This is a genomic window from Pedobacter nutrimenti, assembly GCF_003208655.1.
Classification (GTDB): Bacteria; Bacteroidota; Bacteroidia; order Sphingobacteriales; family Sphingobacteriaceae; genus Pedobacter; species Pedobacter nutrimenti.
Genome location: NZ_QKLU01000002.1, coordinates 173,706 through 196,193, shown reverse-complemented (window position 1 = coordinate 196,193; position 22,488 = coordinate 173,706). Strand labels below are relative to the sequence as shown.

General features: G+C 40.8%; 15 protein-coding genes. 9 read left to right on the top strand and 6 right to left on the bottom strand.

What is annotated here, in order from left to right:
* The first annotated feature begins 1 nt into the window (after position 1).
* Positions 2-379, top strand: a complete 378-nt coding sequence (locus B0O44_RS05520; protein WP_110827958.1) for a hypothetical protein — start codon at positions 2-4, stop codon at positions 377-379.
* Here the strand turns inward: B0O44_RS05520 and B0O44_RS05515 are convergent.
* Entirely contained in the window at positions 373-1,218 is an 846-nt protein-coding gene (locus tag B0O44_RS05515) for a menaquinone biosynthesis family protein (protein WP_110827956.1), read from the bottom strand. The genes B0O44_RS05520 and B0O44_RS05515 overlap by 7 nt on opposite strands.
* A gap of 97 nt (positions 1,219-1,315) precedes the next feature.
* Positions 1,316-1,954, bottom strand: a complete 639-nt coding sequence (mqnB, locus tag B0O44_RS05510) for a futalosine hydrolase (RefSeq protein WP_110827953.1) — start codon at positions 1,952-1,954, stop codon at positions 1,316-1,318.
* Positions 1,955-2,027: 73 nt separating this feature from the next.
* Between mqnB and B0O44_RS05505 the strand changes: the two genes are divergently transcribed.
* The 4 genes from B0O44_RS05505 to B0O44_RS05490 all read left to right on the top strand — a co-directional run bounded on the left by B0O44_RS05505 (position 2,028) and on the right by B0O44_RS05490 (position 7,978).
* Complete coding sequence (locus tag B0O44_RS05505; RefSeq protein WP_110827951.1) at positions 2,028-2,438, top strand: 6-pyruvoyl trahydropterin synthase family protein; 411 nt, start codon at positions 2,028-2,030, stop codon at positions 2,436-2,438.
* Between the two features lie 13 nt (positions 2,439-2,451).
* Positions 2,452-3,087 (top strand): GTP cyclohydrolase I FolE, encoded by a 636-nt coding sequence (folE, locus tag B0O44_RS05500; RefSeq protein ID WP_110827949.1) that lies wholly within the window; start codon positions 2,452-2,454, stop codon positions 3,085-3,087.
* 266 nt (positions 3,088-3,353) lie between these two features.
* Positions 3,354-4,238 (top strand): ACP S-malonyltransferase, encoded by an 885-nt coding sequence (gene fabD, locus B0O44_RS05495; RefSeq protein ID WP_110827947.1) that lies wholly within the window; start codon positions 3,354-3,356, stop codon positions 4,236-4,238.
* A 62-nt stretch (positions 4,239-4,300) separates the two neighbouring features.
* A complete protein-coding gene (locus B0O44_RS05490; RefSeq protein WP_245943598.1) occupies positions 4,301-7,978 on the top strand; it encodes a sensor histidine kinase in 3,678 nt (1,225 codons plus the stop codon).
* On the opposite strand, the gene B0O44_RS05485 is transcribed toward B0O44_RS05490, so the two are convergent.
* From B0O44_RS05485 to B0O44_RS05470, 4 genes are all read right to left on the bottom strand, one after another.
* Positions 7,979-8,890, bottom strand: a complete 912-nt coding sequence (locus B0O44_RS05485; protein ID WP_110827944.1) for a hypothetical protein — start codon at positions 8,888-8,890, stop codon at positions 7,979-7,981.
* A gap of 388 nt (positions 8,891-9,278) precedes the next feature.
* Entirely contained in the window at positions 9,279-10,421 is a 1,143-nt protein-coding gene (locus tag B0O44_RS05480) for an acyltransferase family protein (protein ID WP_110827942.1), read from the bottom strand.
* 3 nt (positions 10,422-10,424) lie between these two features.
* Positions 10,425-12,344, bottom strand: coding sequence for a glucosamine-6-phosphate deaminase (gene nagB / locus B0O44_RS05475; protein ID WP_110827940.1), 1,920 nt, complete (start codon positions 12,342-12,344; stop codon positions 10,425-10,427).
* A 243-nt stretch (positions 12,345-12,587) separates the two neighbouring features.
* Positions 12,588-13,334 (bottom strand): DeoR/GlpR family DNA-binding transcription regulator, encoded by a 747-nt coding sequence (locus B0O44_RS05470; protein ID WP_110827938.1) that lies wholly within the window; start codon positions 13,332-13,334, stop codon positions 12,588-12,590.
* 226 nt (positions 13,335-13,560) lie between these two features.
* Here B0O44_RS05470 and B0O44_RS05465 point away from each other — a divergent pair, with 226 nt between their 5' ends.
* The 4 genes from B0O44_RS05465 (at position 13,561) to B0O44_RS05450 (ending at position 22,480) form a co-directional block, all read left to right on the top strand.
* Positions 13,561-16,647, top strand: a complete 3,087-nt coding sequence (locus B0O44_RS05465; protein WP_110827936.1) for a SusC/RagA family TonB-linked outer membrane protein — start codon at positions 13,561-13,563, stop codon at positions 16,645-16,647.
* A gap of 11 nt (positions 16,648-16,658) precedes the next feature.
* On the top strand, positions 16,659-18,212 hold the full coding sequence (locus tag B0O44_RS05460) for a SusD/RagB family nutrient-binding outer membrane lipoprotein (protein ID WP_110827934.1): 1,554 nt from the start codon (positions 16,659-16,661) through the stop codon (positions 18,210-18,212).
* Between the two features lie 22 nt (positions 18,213-18,234).
* Entirely contained in the window at positions 18,235-19,023 is a 789-nt protein-coding gene (locus tag B0O44_RS05455; RefSeq protein ID WP_110827932.1) for a DUF4397 domain-containing protein, read from the top strand.
* 412 nt (positions 19,024-19,435) lie between these two features.
* Complete coding sequence (locus tag B0O44_RS05450; RefSeq protein ID WP_110827930.1) at positions 19,436-22,480, top strand: SusC/RagA family TonB-linked outer membrane protein; 3,045 nt, start codon at positions 19,436-19,438, stop codon at positions 22,478-22,480.
* Positions 22,481-22,488: the final 8 nt, after the last annotated feature.

The window sequence follows — 22,488 nt, the reverse complement described above, 5'->3', positions numbered from 1 at the left end:
CATGAAACTGATCAAACAAATAATGCTCCTCTCTTTTATCCTTGCTCTGGCGATCACGGCTTGTAACCGGAATTCAGCCGACCAGAAGCAGAGTGATGTGAGGGTAATTAAGGGGCTTTACAGCTTTGGTCCTGAGCTGAAATCTTTTACCGATTGCGATGAAGGACGTGAATACTGGGTTGCCGATAGCGCTAAAACATTAGAGCTTGCTTATAGTGAATTAAATCTTGAAAAACCTTTTCCTGTATATATTGAAGTAGAAGGACACATTATAAAATCTGACAGTCTGACTGTTTCTGCAGATTTTGATTCTACCCTGGTGGTGACCAAGCTGATCAAAATTACTAAAGAGATCCCGGACGGGCCCTGTAATCAATAGGTATTTACATAAACAGGGTGTGATATTTCGGGAATGATGCCTTTTGACTGAGCCATTTCAAATAAGGTGTCAATCGCTTTTCTGCCTTCCTGACCTAATTCCAGTGAATATTTGTTTACATACAGTTCAATGTGTTTATACATAACGGTCTCGTCCATTTCCTGAGCATGCTGCCTGATGAAATCAATTCCTGATTTGGGGTTTTCAAAGGCATATTCAACAGATTTTCTTAAGACCCGGTTAAATTTTTGCTGAACCTGGGGGGAGAGGTTGCGGTTAATAACAATTCCTCCTAAAGGAATCGCACAGCCGGTGAGGTTTTCCCAGAAGCTCCCAAGATCTACAATTTTATGTAAACCTTTGTCCATATAAGTGAAACGGTTTTCATGGATAATCAGCCCCAGATCAATCTCGTTTTTAAGCAGGGCCTCTTCTATTTCCGAAAAGACCATTACTTTTTTATGTACAAGTCCGGGATAGGCAATGCCCAGAAGAAAATTAGCGGTGGTCAGTTTGCCTGGAATGCCCACAGTTAAGCCAGGGTCAGGACTTTGTAGTTCCAGAAGCTCTTTATTGCTGCAAATCAGTAAGGGGCCTACGCCAAAACCAAGGGCGCTTCCCGAATCTAAAAGCGCATAACGGTCCAGCACATAGGCCATTGCATGAAAACTTAATTTGGTGATGTCAAGTTCTCCCTTTAATGCTTTTTGATTGAGTGTTTCCACATCGTCAAAGGAAACTTCAAAATCGAGTCCTTCGGTGTCTATTTTATGATGAATCAGGGCGTCAAAAATAAAAGTATCATTTGGGCAGGGAGAAAATCCTAAGCTAAGTTTCATTGATTTGTATTTAAAGTTTTTATCCTGCAGACAGACAGCTGAAGCTGACTGATGGGATTTACGAAAGTAAAATTAACAAACAAACTACGGGCATTGGTTAAGCATTTGTCAAAAATTCAATCGCCCACTCGTTGAGTTTAGCAATGGCCAGCCCGATTTTCCAGGCTGCTTTATTGCGTTCTTCTACATAATTAGAAATACTTCTGATCTGAATACAGGAAACCGACGCTTGTTCACAAGCATAAAAGACAGCTGCCCCTTCCATACTCTCTGTGAGTGGATTTAAGCGGGCCCTTATTGCTGAAATACTTTCTTTATTGCCATGAACGGTATTCACGGTGATGCCTGCCCCCTGATAGGTCAGACCCTTTAGTGCAGGGTTTTCGTAAGTCAGATAAGATCCGTTGTGTTTGCTTTTTCCAAAGCCGAGCTCGTCGATGGGCAGAAAAACATTTTTATCTTGTGCTCCTAATTCGGAAAATTCATCTGTCTGCACACGAACCAGGCTTCCCAAAGGAACTGAAGTATCAAAGCAGCCTGCGATTCCAAGATTTAAAACAAGGTCGTAAGAGGAGCAGAGATGTTGCCCCATGGCATATGCTGTGGCAGTCATACCTACCCCTGTGACCAGCAAGTCAAATTTTGCTGAGGAGGTAAATGTAAGCGGGTTTAATCCGAAGTGATTATAAATTCCTGTTATTTCCGGAATGGTCGCTGCAACAACAAGTATCTTCATTAATCGAAGGTAATTAAATTTAAAGAAGTTCGTAAAGCGCTTTCTGCGTATATTTGTAATCAATTTAGAAAAAATGATTTACATAACACGCAAGGCATCTTTTAATGCCGCACATAAATTATCAAGACCAGATTGGTCTGAAGATAAAAACACCGAGGTTTATGGAAAATGTGCTAATCCGAATTGGCATGGACACAATTATCAGTTGTATGTTACCGTGAAGGGGGAGGTTAATCCGGAAACCGGTTTTTTGGTTGATTTGAAGTGGTTGAAAGAGGTTGTAAACGAATATGTTGTTGAAAAGATCGATCACCGCAACCTTAACCTTGATGTGGATTTTATGAAGGGAAAACTGGCCTCAACCGAAAATCTTGTCATTGCGGTATGGGAAGAATTATTACCACACATAGAAAAAGAAGGTGTACAATTGCACAGTATAAAAATTTATGAAACCGAAAATAACTTTGTTGAATACTTCGGATAATAATTAAACATAAATGGATAATCAGACACAGAAATTTACCGAGGAAGAAAACGAAGGATATATTAAGATCGACCGTTACAACGAAGGGAAAATTGCTTCCATAGCGACTCATTATAAAGACATACTGGAACAGCTGGGAGAAAACCCGGCCAGAGAGGGTTTGCTTAAAACCCCGGAGCGTGTTGCCAAGGCATTGCAGTATCTTACACATGGTTATGATACAAAACCGGAAGAAATTTTGAGGTCGGCCATGTTTAAAGAAGACTACAGTCAAATGGTTGTTGTAAAAGACATAGAGGTCTTCTCTATGTGCGAACACCATATGCTGCCTTTTTTTGGAAAAGCCCATATTGCTTATATTCCTAATGGCCACATCGTTGGCTTAAGTAAAATACCAAGGGTTGTTGACGCTTTTGCGCGCCGCCTGCAGGTTCAGGAGCGATTGACCAATGAAATCAGGGATTGTATACAAGAAACTTTAAATCCGGCAGGGGTTGCTGTGGTTATGGAATGCAAGCATTTGTGTATGGCCATGCGGGGTATACAAAAGCAAAATTCAGTGACAACCACATCGGCGTTTACAGGTGAATTTGCCAAGGATAAAACAAGGGCCGAGTTTTTAAGGTTAATTACAGCAAGTTTACACTAAACAAATCACAACGGTGAATCCTCTAAGGATCCATCTGGCAAATGAATAACAATAAATAGAATAGATGAATCCGACAGGATAAAAAGAATCATTAAAAACAGGTACGATGATTGTTTTTATCCTCTAAGGATCCATCTGGCAAATGAATAACAATAAATAGAATAGATGAATCCGACAGGATAAAAAGAATCATTAAAAAGAGGTACGATGATTGTTTTTATCCTCTAAGGATCCATCTGGCAAATGAATAACAATAAATAGAATAGATGAAAGCTTATATATTTCCCGGTCAGGGGGCACAATTTTCCGGAATGGGAAAAGAACTTTATCAGCTGGCTGCTGCTAAAGATTTATTTGAAAAGGCAAACGAAATTATTGGTTTCCGCATTAGCGATATCATGTTTTCGGGTTCTGATGAAGAATTAAAACAAACCAAAGTGACCCAGCCTGCAATTTTTTTGCATTCCGTTATCCTGGCAAAATCGCTCGGTAACGAATTCAAACCAGATATGGTTGCCGGACACTCTTTAGGTGAATTCTCGGCCCTGGTTGCTGCTTCAGCCCTGTCATTTGAAGATGGCTTAAAGCTGGTCATTGCCCGTGCAAATGCCATGCAAAAAGCTTGTGAAATTGAGCCTTCAACTATGGCCGCTATTTTAGGTTTGGGAGATGATGTCGTAGAGAAAATTTGTGCGCAGATCCAGGAAGTGGTTGTGCCTGCCAATTACAATTGTCCAGGCCAACTGGTAATTTCAGGGAGCATTGCAGGAATAGATGAGGCCTGTCAGAAATTAACAGAAGCGGGGGCTAAAAGAGCTTTGAAATTAAACGTTGGAGGTGCATTTCATTCTCCGATGATGGAACCTGCAAGGCTGGAATTACAGCAGGCTATTGAGGCCACAAATATCCAGACACCTGTATGTCCTATTTATCAGAATGTAGACCCAAGGGCAAACACCAATCCGGAGCAGATCAAGTTAAATTTGATCACGCAATTGACCGGAGCGGTCAGATGGACGCAAACTATTGAAAATATGCTTGCAGACGGTGCCAATGACTTTATCGAGGTTGGTCCTGGAAATGTTTTACAGGGTCTTGTAAAAAAAGTAAGCAGAGAAGTCAAAACCAGTTCAGCTTTAATTACAGGCTAAAATGAATCCATAATTTAATCGTCGTGAGCTTAGGGGGCAGAATCAGATTTCTTTTACTGATAATGGGTGTATGCTGTATTCTTACAGCCATATCCTTAAAGCATTCCATTAGCTCCAAGGACCTGTTGAGGCATGAAGCCTCTAAATTGCAACAGAACCTTTGGAATAGCGAAAAACTCATTGGCAATTTTTTGGCGCACAAAGAAGAGGTAGAAAAAGCAAAGAAGTTTCATCTGAATGAAGATCTCGCTTTAAATTTTATCAATACTTACCGGCCAAAAGGGATTAACATTTTAACCTATCAGGATAAAACACTCAAGTTTTGGAGTTCTTATAAAATCACCCCTCCCGAAGTCGACCAGATTAAGGAAGGGGTTTCTTTTATACCCCTTTCTAACGGTTGGTATGAAGTGATCAAAAAAACAACCGGGGCTTTTAGCTTTATATTTTATATAGATGTTAAAAATCAATTTTTAATTGAAAATAAGTACCTGAGAAATGAATTCTCAAAGGAACTGATCTCTTCAAATGCCCTGACTTTAGCTTCCTTTACCGATGACCAGGTTTATGGCATTAAATCCATTAATGGAAAGCTGCTGTTTGAAGTCAAATTAAACTCGGTTAGCCCAAGAAATATCTATTCTACCATAGAAGTCTGGTTGTGGGTCATCGGACTGTTTAGTTTTTCTCTTTTTTTTAATGCATTTTGTTCCTGGCAGGCAAAAAAGGGCCGGCTCGTGTTGTCGACATTACTTCTTGCGTGCTTTTTTCTGCTGATTCGGATTACCGATCTGGAATATGGCTGGTTCAATCATCAGTTTAACCTGGATATTTTTGATCCTAAAATTTATGCCGAGAGTTTTTTCCTTCCTTCTCTTGGGGATTTTCTCTTAAATGTTATTTCAATAACCTGGTTGCTGCTTTTTATTTATACTTATAAAGATAAGTATACGCTGCCGGCCTGGTTAAGCCGTAGTAAAGTAATGGGGATTGCCCTTCATCTGTTGCTTCTTGTTCTTTTAGGGGGCCTTGCTTTTATGCTGGACCATGTCTTCTCCGGTCTGATCTATAATTCTAAAATCAATTTTGACATCACCAATATTGTTAACCTGGGTTGGGCGAGCTGGGTTGGTATTGTAATTCTGTGCCTGGTTTGGTTTAACCTTTATTTGTTTTGTAGTGTTGCTTTACTATTGAGTATAAAACTCAATGTAAGTAATAAAGAGCGCCTTGTTTTATTTCTGGCAGCATTCGCAGGATATGTTATCTACAGGCTTACAACCGATTTTACGGCCTTTTTTATCATTTATGCCTTTTTTATCTTCATTCTTGCCTTAAATATTTATACACAAAAACATCGCTTTTCCATAGGGATATATGCTTTGCTTTTTTTCTCACTGGCTTTAATATCTTCGATAAAGTATGTAAAATATAAGGACATAAAGGAAAGAAATAAGAGGTACCGGGTTGCTGAAGAAGTACAGTCTACCGATAACCCCAGGGTCATCAGCTCTATTGAAAGTCTTGAAAACGGAATAGCCTCAGATCATTCTGTATTAAATTATTTTAAAGCCCCTGCTTTGCATAAGCACGTAGAGCTGGAGAAACTGATTGATAAGAAATACCTGGATAGCTATCTTGCCCAGTTTGAATATAGTTTATATGCTTTTAATAGTCTTGATTCGACATTAAATTCTGATGATGCGGTACATCTGGTCCATTATAAAGACCTGGTCAGGTCGGGATCTGTTAAAGTATCCAATTTCTTTTACCGCCTGAATGACACCTTTGGTTATCAAAGCTATTTTGGAATTATCCCTGTTTTTTACAACAAACACATATTGGGTACGCTGGTTTTAGAATTAAAATCCCAGCAATATGATTATAGTAATCAATTTCCGGACCTTCTGGTTGATTTGAAAGTAAAAGGTGATGAAGATCTTAAAGATTATTCTTTTGCTTTTTACAACTACGGAAAACTAATTAAGCAGGCGGGAAAATTTACCTATAAGCTCAATAATCAGGATTTCAAAGGGAGAAAGGGAGAGGCCATATTTGTAAATGACGACAGGACGGGTTATAATCATATGATTTATATGCCCAGCAGCTTTAAAACAGTTGTTGTTAGTAAGGAAAAGGTTTCTTATGTAACCAGGCTTGCTGTCTTATCGTTTTTCTTCCTGGTGTTTATCATGTTTTCCATTCTTCTCTATATTTTGATCTGGGTTGTTAAAAATATTGACGATACCTGGGGCGGATGGTTCAACATCAACCGCTCATTAATGATTAATGCAAATAAGATCTTGTATAAAACCCGGATTCAGTTTTCTATCGTTCTTTCGGTTGTTGCGACTTTGCTAATTGTAGGCTGGACCACATTTTATTACATTAGTTCGGAGTACCGCAGGCAGCAAGACGACTTTATCAAAGACAAACTAAGAAAGGTACAGTTGTCTTATGAAAAGATGATCCATACAAACGGCATTCCATCGGTTTCTGATCAGTCTAATGAGGAGTTTAATCAGTTTTCTGACATGAACGGGGCTTACCTCAATTTGTTTGACAGACAGGGTAATTTACTTTATACTTCTATTCCCAAGATTTATGACTATGGCTTTCTGGGTACAAAAATGGGAACCAAAGCTTTTATTTATTTGAGCAGAATGCAGCTTTCAGAGTACCTGGATCCAAATGAGAAAATTGGTGATTTTTCCTATTCTGCGGCTTATGCACCCATTAGAAATTCTCAAAACCAAACCGTAGCCTACATAGGACTGCCTTATTATGGAAATGAGGGAGATTATCAATCCAAAATAGGTGTGTTTATTAATACCTTGATTAATATTTATGCCTTGGTTTTTGTGGCCATAGGAATACTTGCTGTTTTTCTTGCCAATCAGATTACAAGCCCGCTTACCTTTATTCAGGACAGTATAAGGAAAACAAAACTGGGACAAAAAAATCAGCCTATTTTATGGTCACGGCACGATGAGATCGGTTCATTGATCAAGGAATATAATAAAATGATTGCTGCGCTGGAGGAAAGTGCTATAAAGCTCGCTAAATCCGAACGGGAAAGTGCATGGAGGGAAATGGCAAAACAGGTCGCTCATGAAATTAAAAACCCGCTTACCCCCTTGAAGCTGGGTGTACAGCTGTTGGAAAAAGCCTGGAAAGAAAAAGATGCCAATTTTGAGAAGAAATTTGATCGATTTAATAAATCATTTATCGAACAAATTGACAGCCTGGCGACTATTGCTTCTGAGTTTTCGAATTTTGCAAAAATGCCAGATACAAAACTGCAAAAGCTATTGCTGTTGCCGATCATTCAGCAGGCCAGGGACGTATTTGCCAACACTAAAGATGTCGAGATAGGTATTTCTGATCAAACGAGCTTAGAAGTCCTTATAATGGGTGATAAGGACCAGTTGCTGCGAACCTTCAATAACCTGCTGAAAAATGCTATAGAAGCATCTGGTGGCCAGGAGGCGTGTATGGTTTACATCAGGATCTGGAATGATCAGAAAAAGGTTTGGGTAGAAGTGGCTGATAATGGAAAGGGTATTGATGAATACCTGCATACTAAAATTTTTGCACCCAATTTTACCACTAAATCTTCAGGTACCGGTTTGGGCCTTGCTTTTGTTAAACAAGCTGTAGAGAATGCAGGCGGAACCGTAGATTTTAAATCTGCAGTGGATACCGGAACAGTGTTTTTTCTGAGTTTTCCGCTTGCCTGATTATTTAAGCGTAATCGATGACTTGCCCATGGTAAAACCATCTGCATATAAAATTACAGCGTAAGTTCCTTTAATGAACTCTTTTGGATTTACCCATTGGATGGTGTATCCGGTGTTGTCGTCATTGTAAGAGATGGTGATCATCTCACTGAACTGCATCTGCTGTTTATCTGCATCGAACAAATTGTTCTCATCGGAAATAATCAGGTTACCGGCAGGATCAAATACCCTAAGATAGATTTTGTGGTAATTCTTTTCGGCAAGAGGGTTGGGGGCAATGCCGAAAGAAATGACCAGTTTTTTGGCGGAACCGGCACTACTGACCTGAATTTGTTTGCCATTGTTTCTTACTTTAAAAGCGCTTACGTTGACATTAAATGCTTTTAAAGCTGCACCTGTTTTTACCTTATCATTGAGTTCTGAGTTTTTCAGGGCAAGTTTATCGGCGCGCTGGCTTTCCCTGTCTGCAGACTTTGCCAGACTATCCCGTTGCGTTTTTAACAGCTCGTTTTCCTGATGAAGTTTTGAAATTTCATCATTATAGTTTTTAACAAAAGTTCTTAAATTTTTTATTTCTTTCTGGGCGGCATTAAGTTCCTGTTGAGTAAGTTCACCTTTTTGAAGGGCTAATTTCAATGCGGCTATTTTCTCTCTGGCCAGACTTTGCTCTTTAATCAGTTTGTCACTTAGTGAAAGGTTAATTGCATTCACTTTGTCGAGTTCAACTTCAATTTTTTCAACCTCCAGTTTTAGCCTGTCTTTTTCGGTATTGACAGAAACAAAACGTTCACTTTCATGTTTGTCCTTTAAATAAAGATAAGCGTTTGTTCCTATCAGGGCCGCGATGACTACTATGAGAAAATAAATTTTATTATGGTCGCCTTTGTTCCCGGAGATTCTTTGGTCTAACATTTTAAATTAAAGTTCAATTCTATGTGTTGATTCTTCTTTAGCTATCCTAAAAAAAAATCTAACATAAGATAAAAATATAATAACTAGCAAAAAAAGCATCAAATTAAAGGAGGCTAAAAGTGGTTTAAACCGCTTCGGGAGGCGTTTTTTTGATTCTTGATACAGTAACCGGCAGATTCCCAGTAGTATAAGTGTTAGCCCGGATTTCTGCTTTATACGATAAGATCTTATGCTTCCCTCAACAATAATGTCCTGAAAACAGCAAAAATCGAACCAGAAGGGGATGCTCAAAAGGAGAGATGAAGCAAAAAGAGGTGGGAATTTAGGTTTAAACCTTATGGAGTTGCATAAAAAAGCCCCGGAAACATTTTCTCCGGGGCTTTTTTTATTATACTTTAATAAAAATCTTTTTCTTGTACATAATCCAAAGGATCACAAACCAGAATAAAATTTGAGTAACAGCCCAGGCCAGTGAAGCATTTACAGGAGAGAAATGAGGACTGTAATAACTTTGGTAAAGCCAGGATTGGGCACCTTTCTCCGTACCATCGGGCATATGTACCCGGATCAGGTTCAATGTTCTGGGAATTAGGCCCGAAAGAAAGAAAACGGTAATTGCATTTACGCCATAGACAACGAAAGGAGTTGTAAAACGGCTGTATTTCTGGACATCAATGATCCAATAACTTAAAGCAAGTATAACGGTTGCCAGTCCACCGGCATATAAGACATAAGAGCTGGTCCACAAGGACTTGTTGATTGGAAATTCCAGGTCCCAAAGCAAACCGGTTGCTGTAGCCATAAAGCCAATTGAAAATAACCAGGCTATTTTTGTTGCGGCCTCCAGGTCCTTCCGTTTTAAATAGATGCCAACCAGGACACCAAACAAGCCAGATGATATGGCTGGAACTGTGCTTAGAATGCCTTCAGGGTCCCAGGTTTTTGCAGACTTCCATAAATGGGCCTCACCCAGTAATGTCCTGTCTAACCAGGCCCCTAAATTGGTCTCTTTTTCTAAGTTTGGATAACCCACATGAGGAACGGGCACAAAAGTAAGCAGCGCCCAGTAAACAACCAGCAGGCCCAGCAGGATCCGCAGTATATTCTTCTCGGAATTTTTTAAAAAAATAACAGAGGATATAAAAAACACGACAGCAATGCGCTGCAATACCCCAGGAATCCGGACTATTTTTAAGGCTTCCAGTGGCTCTGTGAAAATTTTTGGGTACACTGAAAGGAATAAACCCAGTCCAAAGAGAATAAGAGCCCGTTTAAGGGCTCTTAATATGGTTTGGCCATGCTGAGCGGGATCTGTTTTTTTGCTTCCCATTGCATAAGCAACAGAGACCCCAACAATAAACAGGAAAAAAGGAAAGATCAGGTCTGTTGGCGTACAGCCATTCCAGCTTGCATGCTCCAGGGGAGCATAAATGTTTCCCCAATCTCCCGGATTATTCACCAGGATCATTGCTGCTACGGTTGCACCTCTGAAAAAATCCAGAGATAATAACCTTTGTGGGCTCTTTTCCATGTCTTAGAATTTCCAGCGGACAAAGGCCTCCATGGCTTCGTATTCGGCCAGACCTAATTCGTCATAAGCTTTGGCGGTCTCCCGGTTCCTGTCTTCTGCACGTTGCCAGAATTCACGGGCATCATCTCCAGGGAAAACTGCGCGGTCTTTTTGTGACTGGTGTTTGAATATGGCGTACTTTTTCTTCTCAAGTTCCTGAGGACTCAACGGGACTGCCATTTCAATTTCGTATGTTTCAAATTCAAGCCATGCACCCCTGTACATCCACAACCAGCAATCCTGTGCCCAGCTTTCTGTTTTGCGAAGTTCTGTTAAAGCTGCAAGAATAATGTTAAAGCAAACAATATGCGTTCCATGAGGGTCTTCAAAGTCGCCGGCTGCAAAAACCTGCTGCGGCTTAACTTTTTGTAAAAGCTCTATCGTTAATTCTATATCCTTACTGGTTACCGGATTTTTTTGGTTTTTACCTGTTTCATAAAAAGGTAAGGCCATAAAATGTATGTGGTCGTCCTGAAGTCCGCAATAACGGGCACCTGCAATGGCTTCGCCCTTTCTGATCAATCCCTTTACAGTTTGAATTTCAGGCGTGTCTATCTGGTTGGGACGCTTCTGGCTAATGAATTTACGCATGTTGTCGTATTTTTCCTGGAGCGCTTCTTGTCCCAGACCCATTTTTTCTGCAAAGTCTATGCTGAATTCAACAAAACGCAGGGCATCGTCATCCCAAACTGCAGTATTCCCTGAAGTCTGGTAGGCAACGTGTACATCGTGCTGCTGATCTACAAGTCGAATAAATGTACCTCCCATAGAGATTACATCATCATCTGGATGCGGAGAGAAAATAATGACCCTTTTTTTTGCTGGTTCTGCACGTTCTGGTCTCTGGGAGTCATCTGCATTTGGTTTTCCTCCCGGCCATCCGGTAATGGTATGCTGGAGTTTATTGAAAATATTAATGTTGATGTTATACACCGGACCTTTTTCAACGGCAAGTTGTGCCATACCGTTATTGTTGAAGTCATCCTCTGTAAGCTTCAGCACTGGTTTTTTTAAGGTGTTGGCCAGCCAGATGACTGCTTTACGGGTTAGTCTTTCGTCCCAAACACAATCTTTTACCAGCCATGGTGTGTTAAAGCGGGTAAGGTCAGAAGCGGCTTCTTTGTCAAGAATAAACTCTACATTATCGGAAAGTTGAAGGTAGGTGGCAGGTACTTCACTTGAAATTTCCCCTTCAACTGCTTTTTTAATGATGGATGCCTTTTTTCTGTTCCATGCCATCAGGATGATTTCCCGGGCTTTGAAAATGGTTCCAATACCCATTGTAATGGCCTTGGTCGGAACAAATGATTTACCACCGAAATCTCTTGCCGCATCGCGCCTGGTCAGGTCGTCCAGGGTAACCAGTCTTGTTCCTGAATTTGGAGCGGAGCCTGGCTCATTGAACCCAATGTGACCAGTCCGGCCAATCCCAAGGATTTGTATGTCAAGTCCTCCCAGCTGCCCGATCTTTTTTTCATATTCGAGACAAAATGCCGGAATTTCTTCCAGGCTCAGTGTGCCGTCGGGAATGTTTACATTTTTCCTGTCGATATCAATGTGGTCAAACAGGTTTTCATTCATGAAGGTAACATAGCTTTGTGCTGCTGTTGGCAGCATAGGATAGTATTCATCCAGGTTAAATGTAATTACATTTTTAAAGCTTAGTCCTTCTTCCTTGTGCAAACGCACAAGTTCTGCATAAACTGCAATTGGTGTGGCCCCCGTTGCTAATCCAAGAACGGCCATCTCATTTTGTTCTTGTTTTTTCTTAATAAGGTTCGCAATACGGTGTGCAACACTTAAGGATGCTGCATTCGGATTGTCAAAGACAGAAACGGGCAATTTTTCAAAGCGCGTCTCTTCTAATAGATTTAATCTAGCCATTTATTAGGTTGTTAAAATTGGTACGGAGCAGTAAATATAGGACTCTGTTTTTATAAATTCTAGAGATAAATCAGGTTTGTTTGGTCAGGGGTCAGCAGAAGAATGCTTTCTGGCCGGTACGGCTGGCAGAACTTTGTTAACTTGGTAATTTTAACCCATAAAAAAGGCTGTTTCTTTAAAGAAGCAGCCTCAGGGCGGTTCAAAAATGCCAGATCGTTAATAATGTTGCTGCTGTTAACCTTTTTAGAGAATCATGAGGCTTTTTATCCGGTAAGGATCAAGTTCTGCACTGGTGCCATCGAGTTCGGTAACCAGATAATGTATGTTTTCCAGGGGGGCGACTTTGAGTCTTTGCGTGGTATTGAGTTTTTCAGAAATGCAAAGGACCGCAGCGAATTTGCAGGAATTCAGCATGGTCTTTTTTAGCTGGTTGATCTCCCAGTCGGTATCTGTCAGGCCATTTACCGGGTGCATGGCGCTTGTTCCGAGCAGGCATAGGTCTGCATTGATTTCCGATAACTGGGTAATAACATGCCCTCCGTAGGTGACCTGAGAATTTTTTGAAAACAGGCCTCCTATAAGGATCACTTCTATTTTCGCGTATTTGGCAAGTTCTATGGCTACAAAGGGGCTGATGGTAAAAAAAGTGGCCTGGAGGTTTTCCGGAAGTTGTTTAACCAGCTCAATAATGGTTGTTCCGCCCCCGGTAAGAATAACCATGCCATCTTTAATCAGTGGGATGGTTTTCTTGGCAATGCAGATTTTAGCGTCCCTGGCATAAACATTCTGATCATTGAAAGACGACTGATAAGAGGTGGAGAGTGCCCCTCCATGAACTTTAATCAGCTGGTTGTTATCCGCCAGTTCCTGCAGGTCCCTTCGGATGGTGTCTTCAGATACGTTTAACAACTGCACCAGGTCGGAGGTAAGGACCCTGTTGTGCAGATTAATTTGTCTCATGATCAGATCATGTCTTTCCTTTTTTAACATTCTGTGAAATTTATGCTAATGTAATAAATATATGAAGAGATAAAAATAATGCGTGTTTTTGCGTGTTTTTGCGCATAATTAATCAAGTCGATTTTATAAATGCTTGTTTATTAGTGTTTAATGGCTAAATATAATTATGATATTTAAATTACAATGTATAATTTGCGGGATATTGCGGTATGCAATAATAAATAAACAAATAAACAAACCAAACAATTAACCATTTATGAACAAAAAAATACTCATGTTGCTGTGGGGCATTATTTTGTTGGCTACTCATGTGGCCGCACAACAAATTAGTGTAACAGGCAGAGTTACATCTTTACAGGACGGACAACCAATACCTGGAGTGTCTGTTAAAATAAAAGGAAGCCAAACGGGAGCCCAAACTTCTGTTGCAGGAAGTTATTCCATTAAGGCTAAAAAAGGGGACATACTTGTCTATTCCTATATCGGCATGTTGGAGCAAGAGAAAACTGTCGGGGAGAATACGATTATTAATGTCGCACTGGCTGAAAATAACAACGCGCTTAATGAAGTTGTTGTAACGGCCATGGGAATTACAAGAAATAAAAAAGCGCTTGGATATTCTGCTCAAACACTCCAGGGCAGTGATATTGCTCAAACACAACGGGACAATTTTTTGAATGCTTTACAAGGCCGGGTTGCCGGGGCAACGATTACCCCAACCACAGGTACGCCAGGAGCATCCTCTACGATGATCATTCGGGGAGCAGTGTCTTTGGATGGAGATAACCAGCCTCTTTTTGTGGTTGACGGACTTCCAATTTCGAACAGGACGTTTAGCGAATATAATCTTGTAGGACAAGGTTCTTTTAATCGTCAGAACGATTATGGAAACAGGGCGATGGATATAAATCCGGAAGAAATTGAGTCCATCACAATCCTGAAAGGACCAGAGGCCTCGGCTTTGTATGGAACTGAAGGAGCTTCCGGCGCGGTAATCATCACCACCAAAAAAGCAAAAGCAGGGGTAGCGAGGGTAAATTATAGTAATTCCTTCAGGATTGAACAGACCTACAGGTATCCTGAAGTCCAGACTGTATATGCTGGCGGTGCCGGTGGAATATTTGACGAAGAACAGCGTACGCGTACTTACTTTGGCTCAAAATACCCGGCCAACAAGACCTTATATAATAATATTGCTAACTTTTATAAAACCGGTTTTACCCAGAAGCATAATGCATCTATAGAAGGAGGCTCGGAAAAACTTTCGTTTAGGACTGGAGTAAGCTATACCAATCAAACAGGAGTTGTGCCTGGTACTGGTTATGTTAATTTTAATGGTAAAATTAGTGGGGCTTCTAAAATAAGTGAAAAGATCAGTATGAACGCTTCCCTTAATTTAATTTCATCCAAAACGGATAAAACATATAAAGGGGTGAGCAGTCCGATGCTTAGTGCTTTGTCCTGGCCCAGAACAGATGACATGAGGAACTACCTGACTCCGGCCGGGGAACGGAGAATTCTGGGGACTTCCTTCGGTGGAGAACTGGATAATCCTTACTGGGGTGTTGATAGAAATCCGAACTGGGATAAAATGAATCGTGTCCTTGGAAATATCGTAATTGATTATAAACCAGCAGAGTGGTTATTTATGTCGGCAAGGGCTGGTGCAGATATTTTTTCACAAGTAGGATTGTCGGCTTATGACATCCAGTCTTATGAAGCGAATAAATCCGCTACGACCAACTCCGGAGGCGGGCTTAATACCTATAATGCGAACGAACGTTTAATCAACGCCTCATTTATTGCGACGGCAAAAAAAGACTTTGGTAAGTTCAAGCCTATTTTAAGAATCGGAGGAGACATAAAAGATGATTCCTATCAGGTAAATTCCCAATTTGGAACGAGGTTTTATCAGGCGAACTTTTTTAGTATGAATAATGTGGATCCGACCACACAGCGGGTTGCCTATACAGACGAATTAAAACGGAAAGTGGGTTTCTTTGCCAGTGCGGAATTTGGTTATGATAACTATCTCTATTTAACCTTAACCGGCAGACAGGATATGAGCTCGACCCTCCCTCAAAAAAATTATAGTTTCTTTTATCCGGCAACTTCTTTAAGTTTTGTGTTTTCCGAACTTCCTGCATTTAAGAAAATGAATTGGTTGTCTTTCGGAAAATTAAGGGCTTCATGGGGTCAGTCTGGAAAAGATGCAAGAGTAGCCTATATTACAAGCAATAAACTCATTGCACAAACCACAACAGGAGGAGGTTATGCGATGGATACGACTGCCGGGAATCCAGATCTGGAAGCTGAATTTACAACCTCTAAAGAAATTGGTATGGAGATGGGCTTTTTTAATAATCGCTTATCATTTGATTTTTCATACTACCAACAGCTTTCTGATAAACAAATTGTGGCCCCTCGTTTAAGTTATGCTTCGGGGTCCGTACTTCAATACATTAATAGTGGTAAAATTCGCCACAGAGGATTTGAGTTGATGGTCAAAGGCAACCCGGTAAAAACAAAAAACTTTAGCTGGGATATTTCTGCAAACGTGGCAAGGGTTAAAGGCTATATTTTATCTCTTCCTGCAAATCAGGATGCTTTTTATGTCTCTGATACCTGGCTTTATGACAACGTAAGGGCCCAGTACTCGCTTGGTGGCTCGGTTTCTTCATTTGCCGGAATTGATTTTCTGCGTAATAAAGACGGACAGCTGCTCATTAACCCAACAAACGGGATGCCTATAAAGGATGTGAACTTTACGCCAATGGGCGACAGGGCGCCCAGTGTAACTATGGGTCTTACAAATAGTTTTACCTACAAAAATTTTAACTTGTCCTTTTTATTGGATATCAGAAAGGGAGGAGATATCTATAATGCAACAGAATTGTATCTGTACGCAAGAGGTTTGTCAAAACTGAGCCTTGACCGGGAAGTTCCTCGGGTGATTCAAGGGGTTTTAAGGGACGGACTGGAAAATTCGGCAAATCCGACTAAAAATAATATTGTTGTTATTCCATACATCACCACTTCTTATTATTCTACTTATTATAATACCGCAGATTTTCTGCAAAAGAATGTGAATTGGATCAGATTAAAGGACATTACCTTGAGTTACAATTTGCCAAAAAGTGTTTTTGCCAATAGTAGGGTGATTAAAAACATGAATGTGTTTTTTACCGGAACAGATTTGCTGTTAATCACAAACTATAAAGGTGTTGATCCTTCTGTTAATGGTTTGAGTGCAGCCTCCGGTGGTTTAGGAGGTACAGGAATTGATTTCGGTTCTGTAGGCCTTCCAAGAGGTTATAATTTAGGGGTGAGAATTGGCTTTTAATAATTAAAGAGATGAAAAAAATATACTTATTAAGTACAGTAATAGCACTGATCACCTTTTGTTCAGGCTGTAAAAAGTATTTGGATGTGAACGCTGATCCGGCTACACCACAGACGCCGGCAAGTAGGACGTTAACTCCGCCGCTGTTTGCCGGTATGGAGAGGGGAATTCAGTATGATGCCCGATATCTTGGAGGATTGATCCAATATTTTGGAGGGAACGTCAATGTGGGCGAAACCCATGGATGGATTGCAGGTAGTGACGCTATGGGTGAAATTTGGAGAAGTAATTACTTTGCATTGGGTCCAAACCTGAACCTGATTATTGATGATTCCAATAAAAAGCAAGAGTACAATTATGTTGGTCTGGCGCAGGCTGTCAAAGCCTGGAGCTGGCAAACTACTACTGACTATCATGGGGAAATCATTTTAAAACAAGCCTTTGACATTAGCAGGTATGTTTATGATTATGACCCTCAGCAGGATGTGTATACTGAAGTTGTTCGTTTGGCAAATGAGTCCATTAAATCTTTTTCCAGAACTGATGGAAACGGTACGGTAGCCAAATTGGTTCCTGGAGACCTGATTTATGCCGGTGACAGCACAAAGTGGATTAAGTTTAACTATGGCATTCTTGCCAGAAATGCAAATAACCTGGTCAACAAGGCGAGTTATGATCCGGCAAAGGTTATTGTGTATGTGGATAAGGCGTTGTCGAGTAATGCCGATAACTTTATCGTTCCCAATACAGGCACCACGGCAATCAACAGTAACTTCTTTGGGCCGCTCAGAGCGAATTTGGGGGCTTATCGCCAAACCAGAATTATAGTTGGCTTATTAGATGGAACTTATTTTACGGGAACAAGCGGATCAGTGATTGATCCCCGGCGCAACAATATGATTAGCCCATCGGTGGATAATGTTTTTAGAGGAACCAACCCTGGTAGTGGTGATCCGGGTACTGTTGCGGCTAAAAATCAGATTCCCAATCCTTGGGGAGTTCTGGCTTCCGGAAACCCAGGGCCTAATCAGGGTAAGTATTTGTTTAAAGATAATGCAGGCTTTCCAATTATGACTTATGCCGAAATGCAGTTTATTAAAGCAGAAGCGGCATTTAGAATGGGGAATGCACCCTTGGCTTATCAGGCCTATCTAAATGGGATTGGTGCAAGCATAGATTTTGTAAGCGCACTTGGTACTGCCATATCGGCTACCGATAAAAATGCCTATATGGCTAGCGCTGCGGTAAGACAAAATGCATCACTGTTGACTATGCGTGATATTATGCTGCAAAAATACCTTGCCTTGTATGCTTACGGTTTCGTAGAAACCTGGTGTGACCTGCGCAAGTTCAACTATTACGAAGGGGATGCTAAAGGTAACAATCCTTATTTGGGGGCATATGTGTTTCCTACATCTTTTTTTGCTGACAATGGAGGGAAACCTGCCCAGCGTTATCGTCCAAGATATGCTTCCGAGTATGTCTGGAATATAGAGGCACTTAAAAAAATCGGTGCAGATAAAAATGATTACCACACCTATAAAATGTGGTTTTCCCAACCATAGATGACCATTTAATTAAAGTAGAATGAAAAAGATACTATATATAATTGCAGCTTTTATAGGCTTATTTGCTGCATGTAAAAAAGGGACGCTTGTAGAAAATACGGCTTATGAAAAGATCAGTCCCGGCGATCCGAAATACGCCTATATTAAAATTTTGAATCTGACTCCAGGAAGCCCGGCGCTTAACTTCTATATGGACGGCACAAAATTTTCTGCAGGATATTCGACACTTGGTATTGAGAATGCAGGGTATGCTTATAATGGGTTATTCCCTGATTTAGGTTATGCCATTACAGCACCAACTACACATACATTTACAGGAAGAATAATACCTTCGCTGCCAGATCCTAATTTAGAAGTGCTCAATGCACAAATTACCCCTGCAGCAGGAAAGTACTATACTATATTTACAACCGGGCAGTATACTTCCACGAAGAAAATACCAGCTCCCTTGGTTATTGAGGATGTTAGCCCGGCACTGGATACCTCAAAAATCTTTATCCGTCTTATAAATTTGTATAATGGTGGACCAAATGTAGATATGGTCAGGGATGTCGCAACCGGAGCTAAGGTGGTTTCTAATGTTGCCTATGGAACTGTGTCGAATTGGATGGAGTTGCCCAATCCTGGTTCCGGCCCTACGCCAAGTAATAAGTTTCTCTTTAACAACGCTGCAACAGGGGTGCCGATTGTGGCTACGGCAGCGACTATTTCCTTTTCAAAAGGCAGGGCCTATACCATATATCTCCGTGGGGTTATGGGGAATACGACTTATCCATTTGCCGCAACATCCTATACTACTTTTTATTAGGTAAAGTATAGGTGTAAAAAGAGGGGGATATCAGATTCTGATATCCCCCTCTTTTATTTTGTATCTAAAATGGTGTTGATTTTTAGGCTAAAAGGCCTGCGTATTTGTGCAGGTTTCTGCGTCTATTATTTTGTGGTGTAACACAAATAGTTGATTCTTTTCTTTATTAAGTAAAAAACATTTTCAATCTTTACTTGGAAATTCTTTTTTGTGCGTGTTAATGCGTTTTTTTTATTGTTGAGTTTATGTGATTAGAAAAACAGAAATCCGGGTATTATTTCGCGCTCTCTAACCGGTCAGTCATCCAGTATCATTATAAATTACACACGATTAAAACACAGGGTAGGGTACATTCTGTATTTCCCTCATGGGCATAAAAGAGAGTTGAAAATTTATTTCTAACCAAGTTATTATGAAAAAAAAACTACTCCTATTATTGTGGGGAACCTTTTTGCTGGCGGCTCAGGCAGTGGCCCAGCAAATTGCAGTGTCCGGAAAGGTCACATCTTCGGATGACGGACTTCCTATTCCGGGTGTTTCCGTAAAAATTAAAGGAAGTACCACTGTGGTCCAGACCAATACGGATGGTATTTATTCGATTAAAGCGGCCTCTTCTGAAGTGCTGATTTTCAGTTACATCGGAATGATCTCCCAGGAGGTTCCGGTGGGGACTAACCCAAAGCTTAATGTCGTACTTAAACCAAGTTCAAACAACCTGAATGAGGTGGTTGTAACGGCTTTGGGTGTGAAACAGCAAAAGCGTTCATTGGGCTATGCGACACAGGAAATTAAGGCTGCGGACATTACAAATACCAATCAGTCCAACCTTGTGAATGCCTTGAAAGGAAAGGCCTCAGGCGTGCAGATCACAAGTGCAGGCGGGGCCGCGGGTGCAGGTTCCAGGATACAGATCAGAGGAATCAATTCCCTGAACCCTTCTGCGGATAATCAGCCTTTATTTGTGGTAGACGGTATCCCGATCTCTAACAGTACAGATCCGATTGCAACCAATAGTGACAGTTTCCAGAACACCAATCGTGCGGCCGATATCAATCCGGACGATATTGAGTCAATGACCATCTTAAAAGGTCCTGCTGCTTCGGTATTATATGGATTGAGGGCTGCCAATGGGGCGGTAATCATTACCACAAAATCCGGTAAAAGCGGAAAACCATCTTTTAGCTTTAAAACAACTTATAGTTTTGATGATGTGACCAAAAAACCACCTATCCAAACTACTTATGGAAATGGTAATAATGGTGCTTATGTGTCAAGTATAAATAGCTGGGGGCCAAAAATAGAAGGTTTACCAACTTATAATCCTTACGACCTGTTCTTTAAAACGGGTCATCAGGCCCAGAACTCCTTTACATTCAGTGGAGGGAACGAAAGTGCAACCTATTTCACTTCCATTTCAAATTCTACTCAAAATGGCGTAGTTCCTAATTCCAATTATGGTAAAACCTCTATTAAACTTGCCGGAACCCTAAAGGCTTCTGATAAAGTTAAATTTGAAGGTTCTGCAAACTACATCAACTCTGGTGGTAAAAATCCAAGAACAGGGGTCAGCTCGGGAACGATTTTCTATTTAATGCGTCATACCAATACAGTCGATCCGCGCGATTACCTGAACCCGGATGGCAGTGAAAAAACCTATAATGCCTCTATCAATAATCCTTTCTATTTTACAGAAAATGCATTTATGAAGGATAATGTCAACAGGCTTTTGGGAAATTTGGGTGTAGAGTATAAAGCGACCGACTGGCTGACCTTTAACTATAAAGCTGGTTTGGACCATTATACCGATTTCAGGTCAATTTATAACGAGTTTGGGTTGCTCATCAGTCCCCTTGGTTCAATGACCGAACAACACATCAGCTATAACGAGATCAACTCAAACTTTTTTGCCCGGGCAACCAAACAGTTTGGTGAAAAATGGAATGCAACGTTTTTATTGGGACATTCCTTTACCCACATCAACCGTACTAATTTGTCTTTAAACGGTCAGCAGGCGGTTGTTCCCAATGTAGAAAGCATTAACAATTACAATGTGTACACCACCACAACGTATCCAGGTAAGAAAAACATCATCGGTGTATTTGGTGATTTGACGGTAAGTTATGACAATACGGTCTTCCTTAATGTTACCGGAAGAAATGACTGGTCTTCTACTTTGCCGGCTCAGAACCGTTCTTTCTTTTATCCTTCAACCAGTTTGTCTTATATTTTTACCGAATCGCTCGGTATGCAGGATAACCCGATTTTTAATTATGGAAAGTTAAGGGCTTCTTATGCCGAGGTGGGTAAGGATGCAGATCCATATCAGATTGGTCAGTATTATTCCACAATGCAGTCATTTAACGGTGGTAGTGGCATAAGGAGAGACATTAAAGTTGGCTCAGAATCCCTAAGACCGGAAAGAACAAAAGGTCTGGAGTTCGGTGGGGAGTTTCACTTTCTAAAAAACAAGATTACTTTAGATGCCAACTATGCCATCTTGAACAGTATAGATCAGATTGTTCCGGTTCCAATCAGTTATGCCTCTGGTTATGATATCTTTGTCACCAATGCCGGAAAAATCCGTAATAAATCACTGGAGTTTTTACTGACAGCAAATCTGATCAACTCCAGGGAGTTTAAACTGGACCTTAATGCGAACTGGTCGCAAACAAAAGGAAGAGTATTGACCATGCCTCCAGGAGTAAGTGAAATCCAGTTCAATCCGGAAAGTCCATGGGTAAAACAAATTATTAAAACCGGCGGCAGACCAGGGGACTGGTATGGCTGGCCATATACCCGGGTAACAGACCCGAGCAGTGAATACAATGGACAACTGGTTATCGGGGCAGATGGTTATCCGATTATTCCACAGCCGCTTTCAAATAATTACCTGATCGGCAATGCTTACCCGGATTGGGTTGGTGGCTTGGGTAGTACCATGAGTTACAAAGGTTTCACGTTCTCTTTCCTGTTTAGCTTTAAAAAAGGAGGAGATGTTTTTGATATCCCTAAAACCCAGCGTTTCTCTACGGGTGTAGGTGCTGAAACCCAGCTTAGAAATGCAATGGTTGTTTTTAAAGGGGTTAAAAATGTGGGAACTGCAGATAAGCCGGTATATGTACCAAATGATAAGGCTGCACTCATTGACCAAAGTTTTTATGCGAACAGTTTCCCTTATAAACTGGCTCCGGAGAATAATGGTTTTCAGGATGCTTCCTGGATTCGCTTACAGAATGTTTCCCTGTCTTATGACCTGCCAAAAAAATGGCTGACAAGAACATTTATTAAATCTGCATCTCTTTCAGTGACAGCAAATAACTTGTGGTTGAGCACTTCCTTTATCGGGTTTGACCCTGAAGCAAGCGCCTATGGAGCAGGATCCAACTCTGTGGGTTATGTCGGAACGGGCGTGCCTTCAACCAGGAGCATCTATTTTGGTCTGAATGTTAATTTTTAGAATTTAGT

Bases quoted from the DNA above. Each gene is read 5' to 3' on its own strand.
- B0O44_RS05455 (WP_110827932.1), top strand. From the start codon at position 18,235: ATGAAAAAGATACTATATATAATTGCAGCTTTTATAGGCTTATTTGCT.
- B0O44_RS05470 (WP_110827938.1), bottom strand. From the start codon at position 13,334: ATGTTAAAAAAGGAAAGACATGATCTGATCATGAGACAAATTAATCTG.
- B0O44_RS05480 (WP_110827942.1), bottom strand. From the start codon at position 10,421: ATGGAAAAGAGCCCACAAAGGTTATTATCTCTGGATTTTTTCAGAGGT.
- fabD (WP_110827947.1), top strand. From the start codon at position 3,354: ATGAAAGCTTATATATTTCCCGGTCAGGGGGCACAATTTTCCGGAATG.
- B0O44_RS05490 (WP_245943598.1), top strand. From the start codon at position 4,301: ATGGGTGTATGCTGTATTCTTACAGCCATATCCTTAAAGCATTCCATT.
- B0O44_RS05485 (WP_110827944.1), bottom strand. From the start codon at position 8,890: ATGTTAGACCAAAGAATCTCCGGGAACAAAGGCGACCATAATAAAATT.
- B0O44_RS05465 (WP_110827936.1), top strand. From the start codon at position 13,561: ATGAACAAAAAAATACTCATGTTGCTGTGGGGCATTATTTTGTTGGCT.
- B0O44_RS05505 (WP_110827951.1), top strand. From the start codon at position 2,028: ATGATTTACATAACACGCAAGGCATCTTTTAATGCCGCACATAAATTA.
- B0O44_RS05520 (WP_110827958.1), top strand. From the start codon at position 2: ATGAAACTGATCAAACAAATAATGCTCCTCTCTTTTATCCTTGCTCTG.
- nagB (WP_110827940.1), bottom strand. From the start codon at position 12,344: ATGGCTAGATTAAATCTATTAGAAGAGACGCGCTTTGAAAAATTGCCC.
- B0O44_RS05460 (WP_110827934.1), top strand. From the start codon at position 16,659: ATGAAAAAAATATACTTATTAAGTACAGTAATAGCACTGATCACCTTT.
- B0O44_RS05450 (WP_110827930.1), top strand. From the start codon at position 19,436: ATGAAAAAAAAACTACTCCTATTATTGTGGGGAACCTTTTTGCTGGCG.
- folE (WP_110827949.1), top strand. From the start codon at position 2,452: ATGGATAATCAGACACAGAAATTTACCGAGGAAGAAAACGAAGGATAT.
- B0O44_RS05515 (WP_110827956.1), bottom strand. From the start codon at position 1,218: ATGAAACTTAGCTTAGGATTTTCTCCCTGCCCAAATGATACTTTTATT.
- mqnB (WP_110827953.1), bottom strand. From the start codon at position 1,954: ATGAAGATACTTGTTGTTGCAGCGACCATTCCGGAAATAACAGGAATT.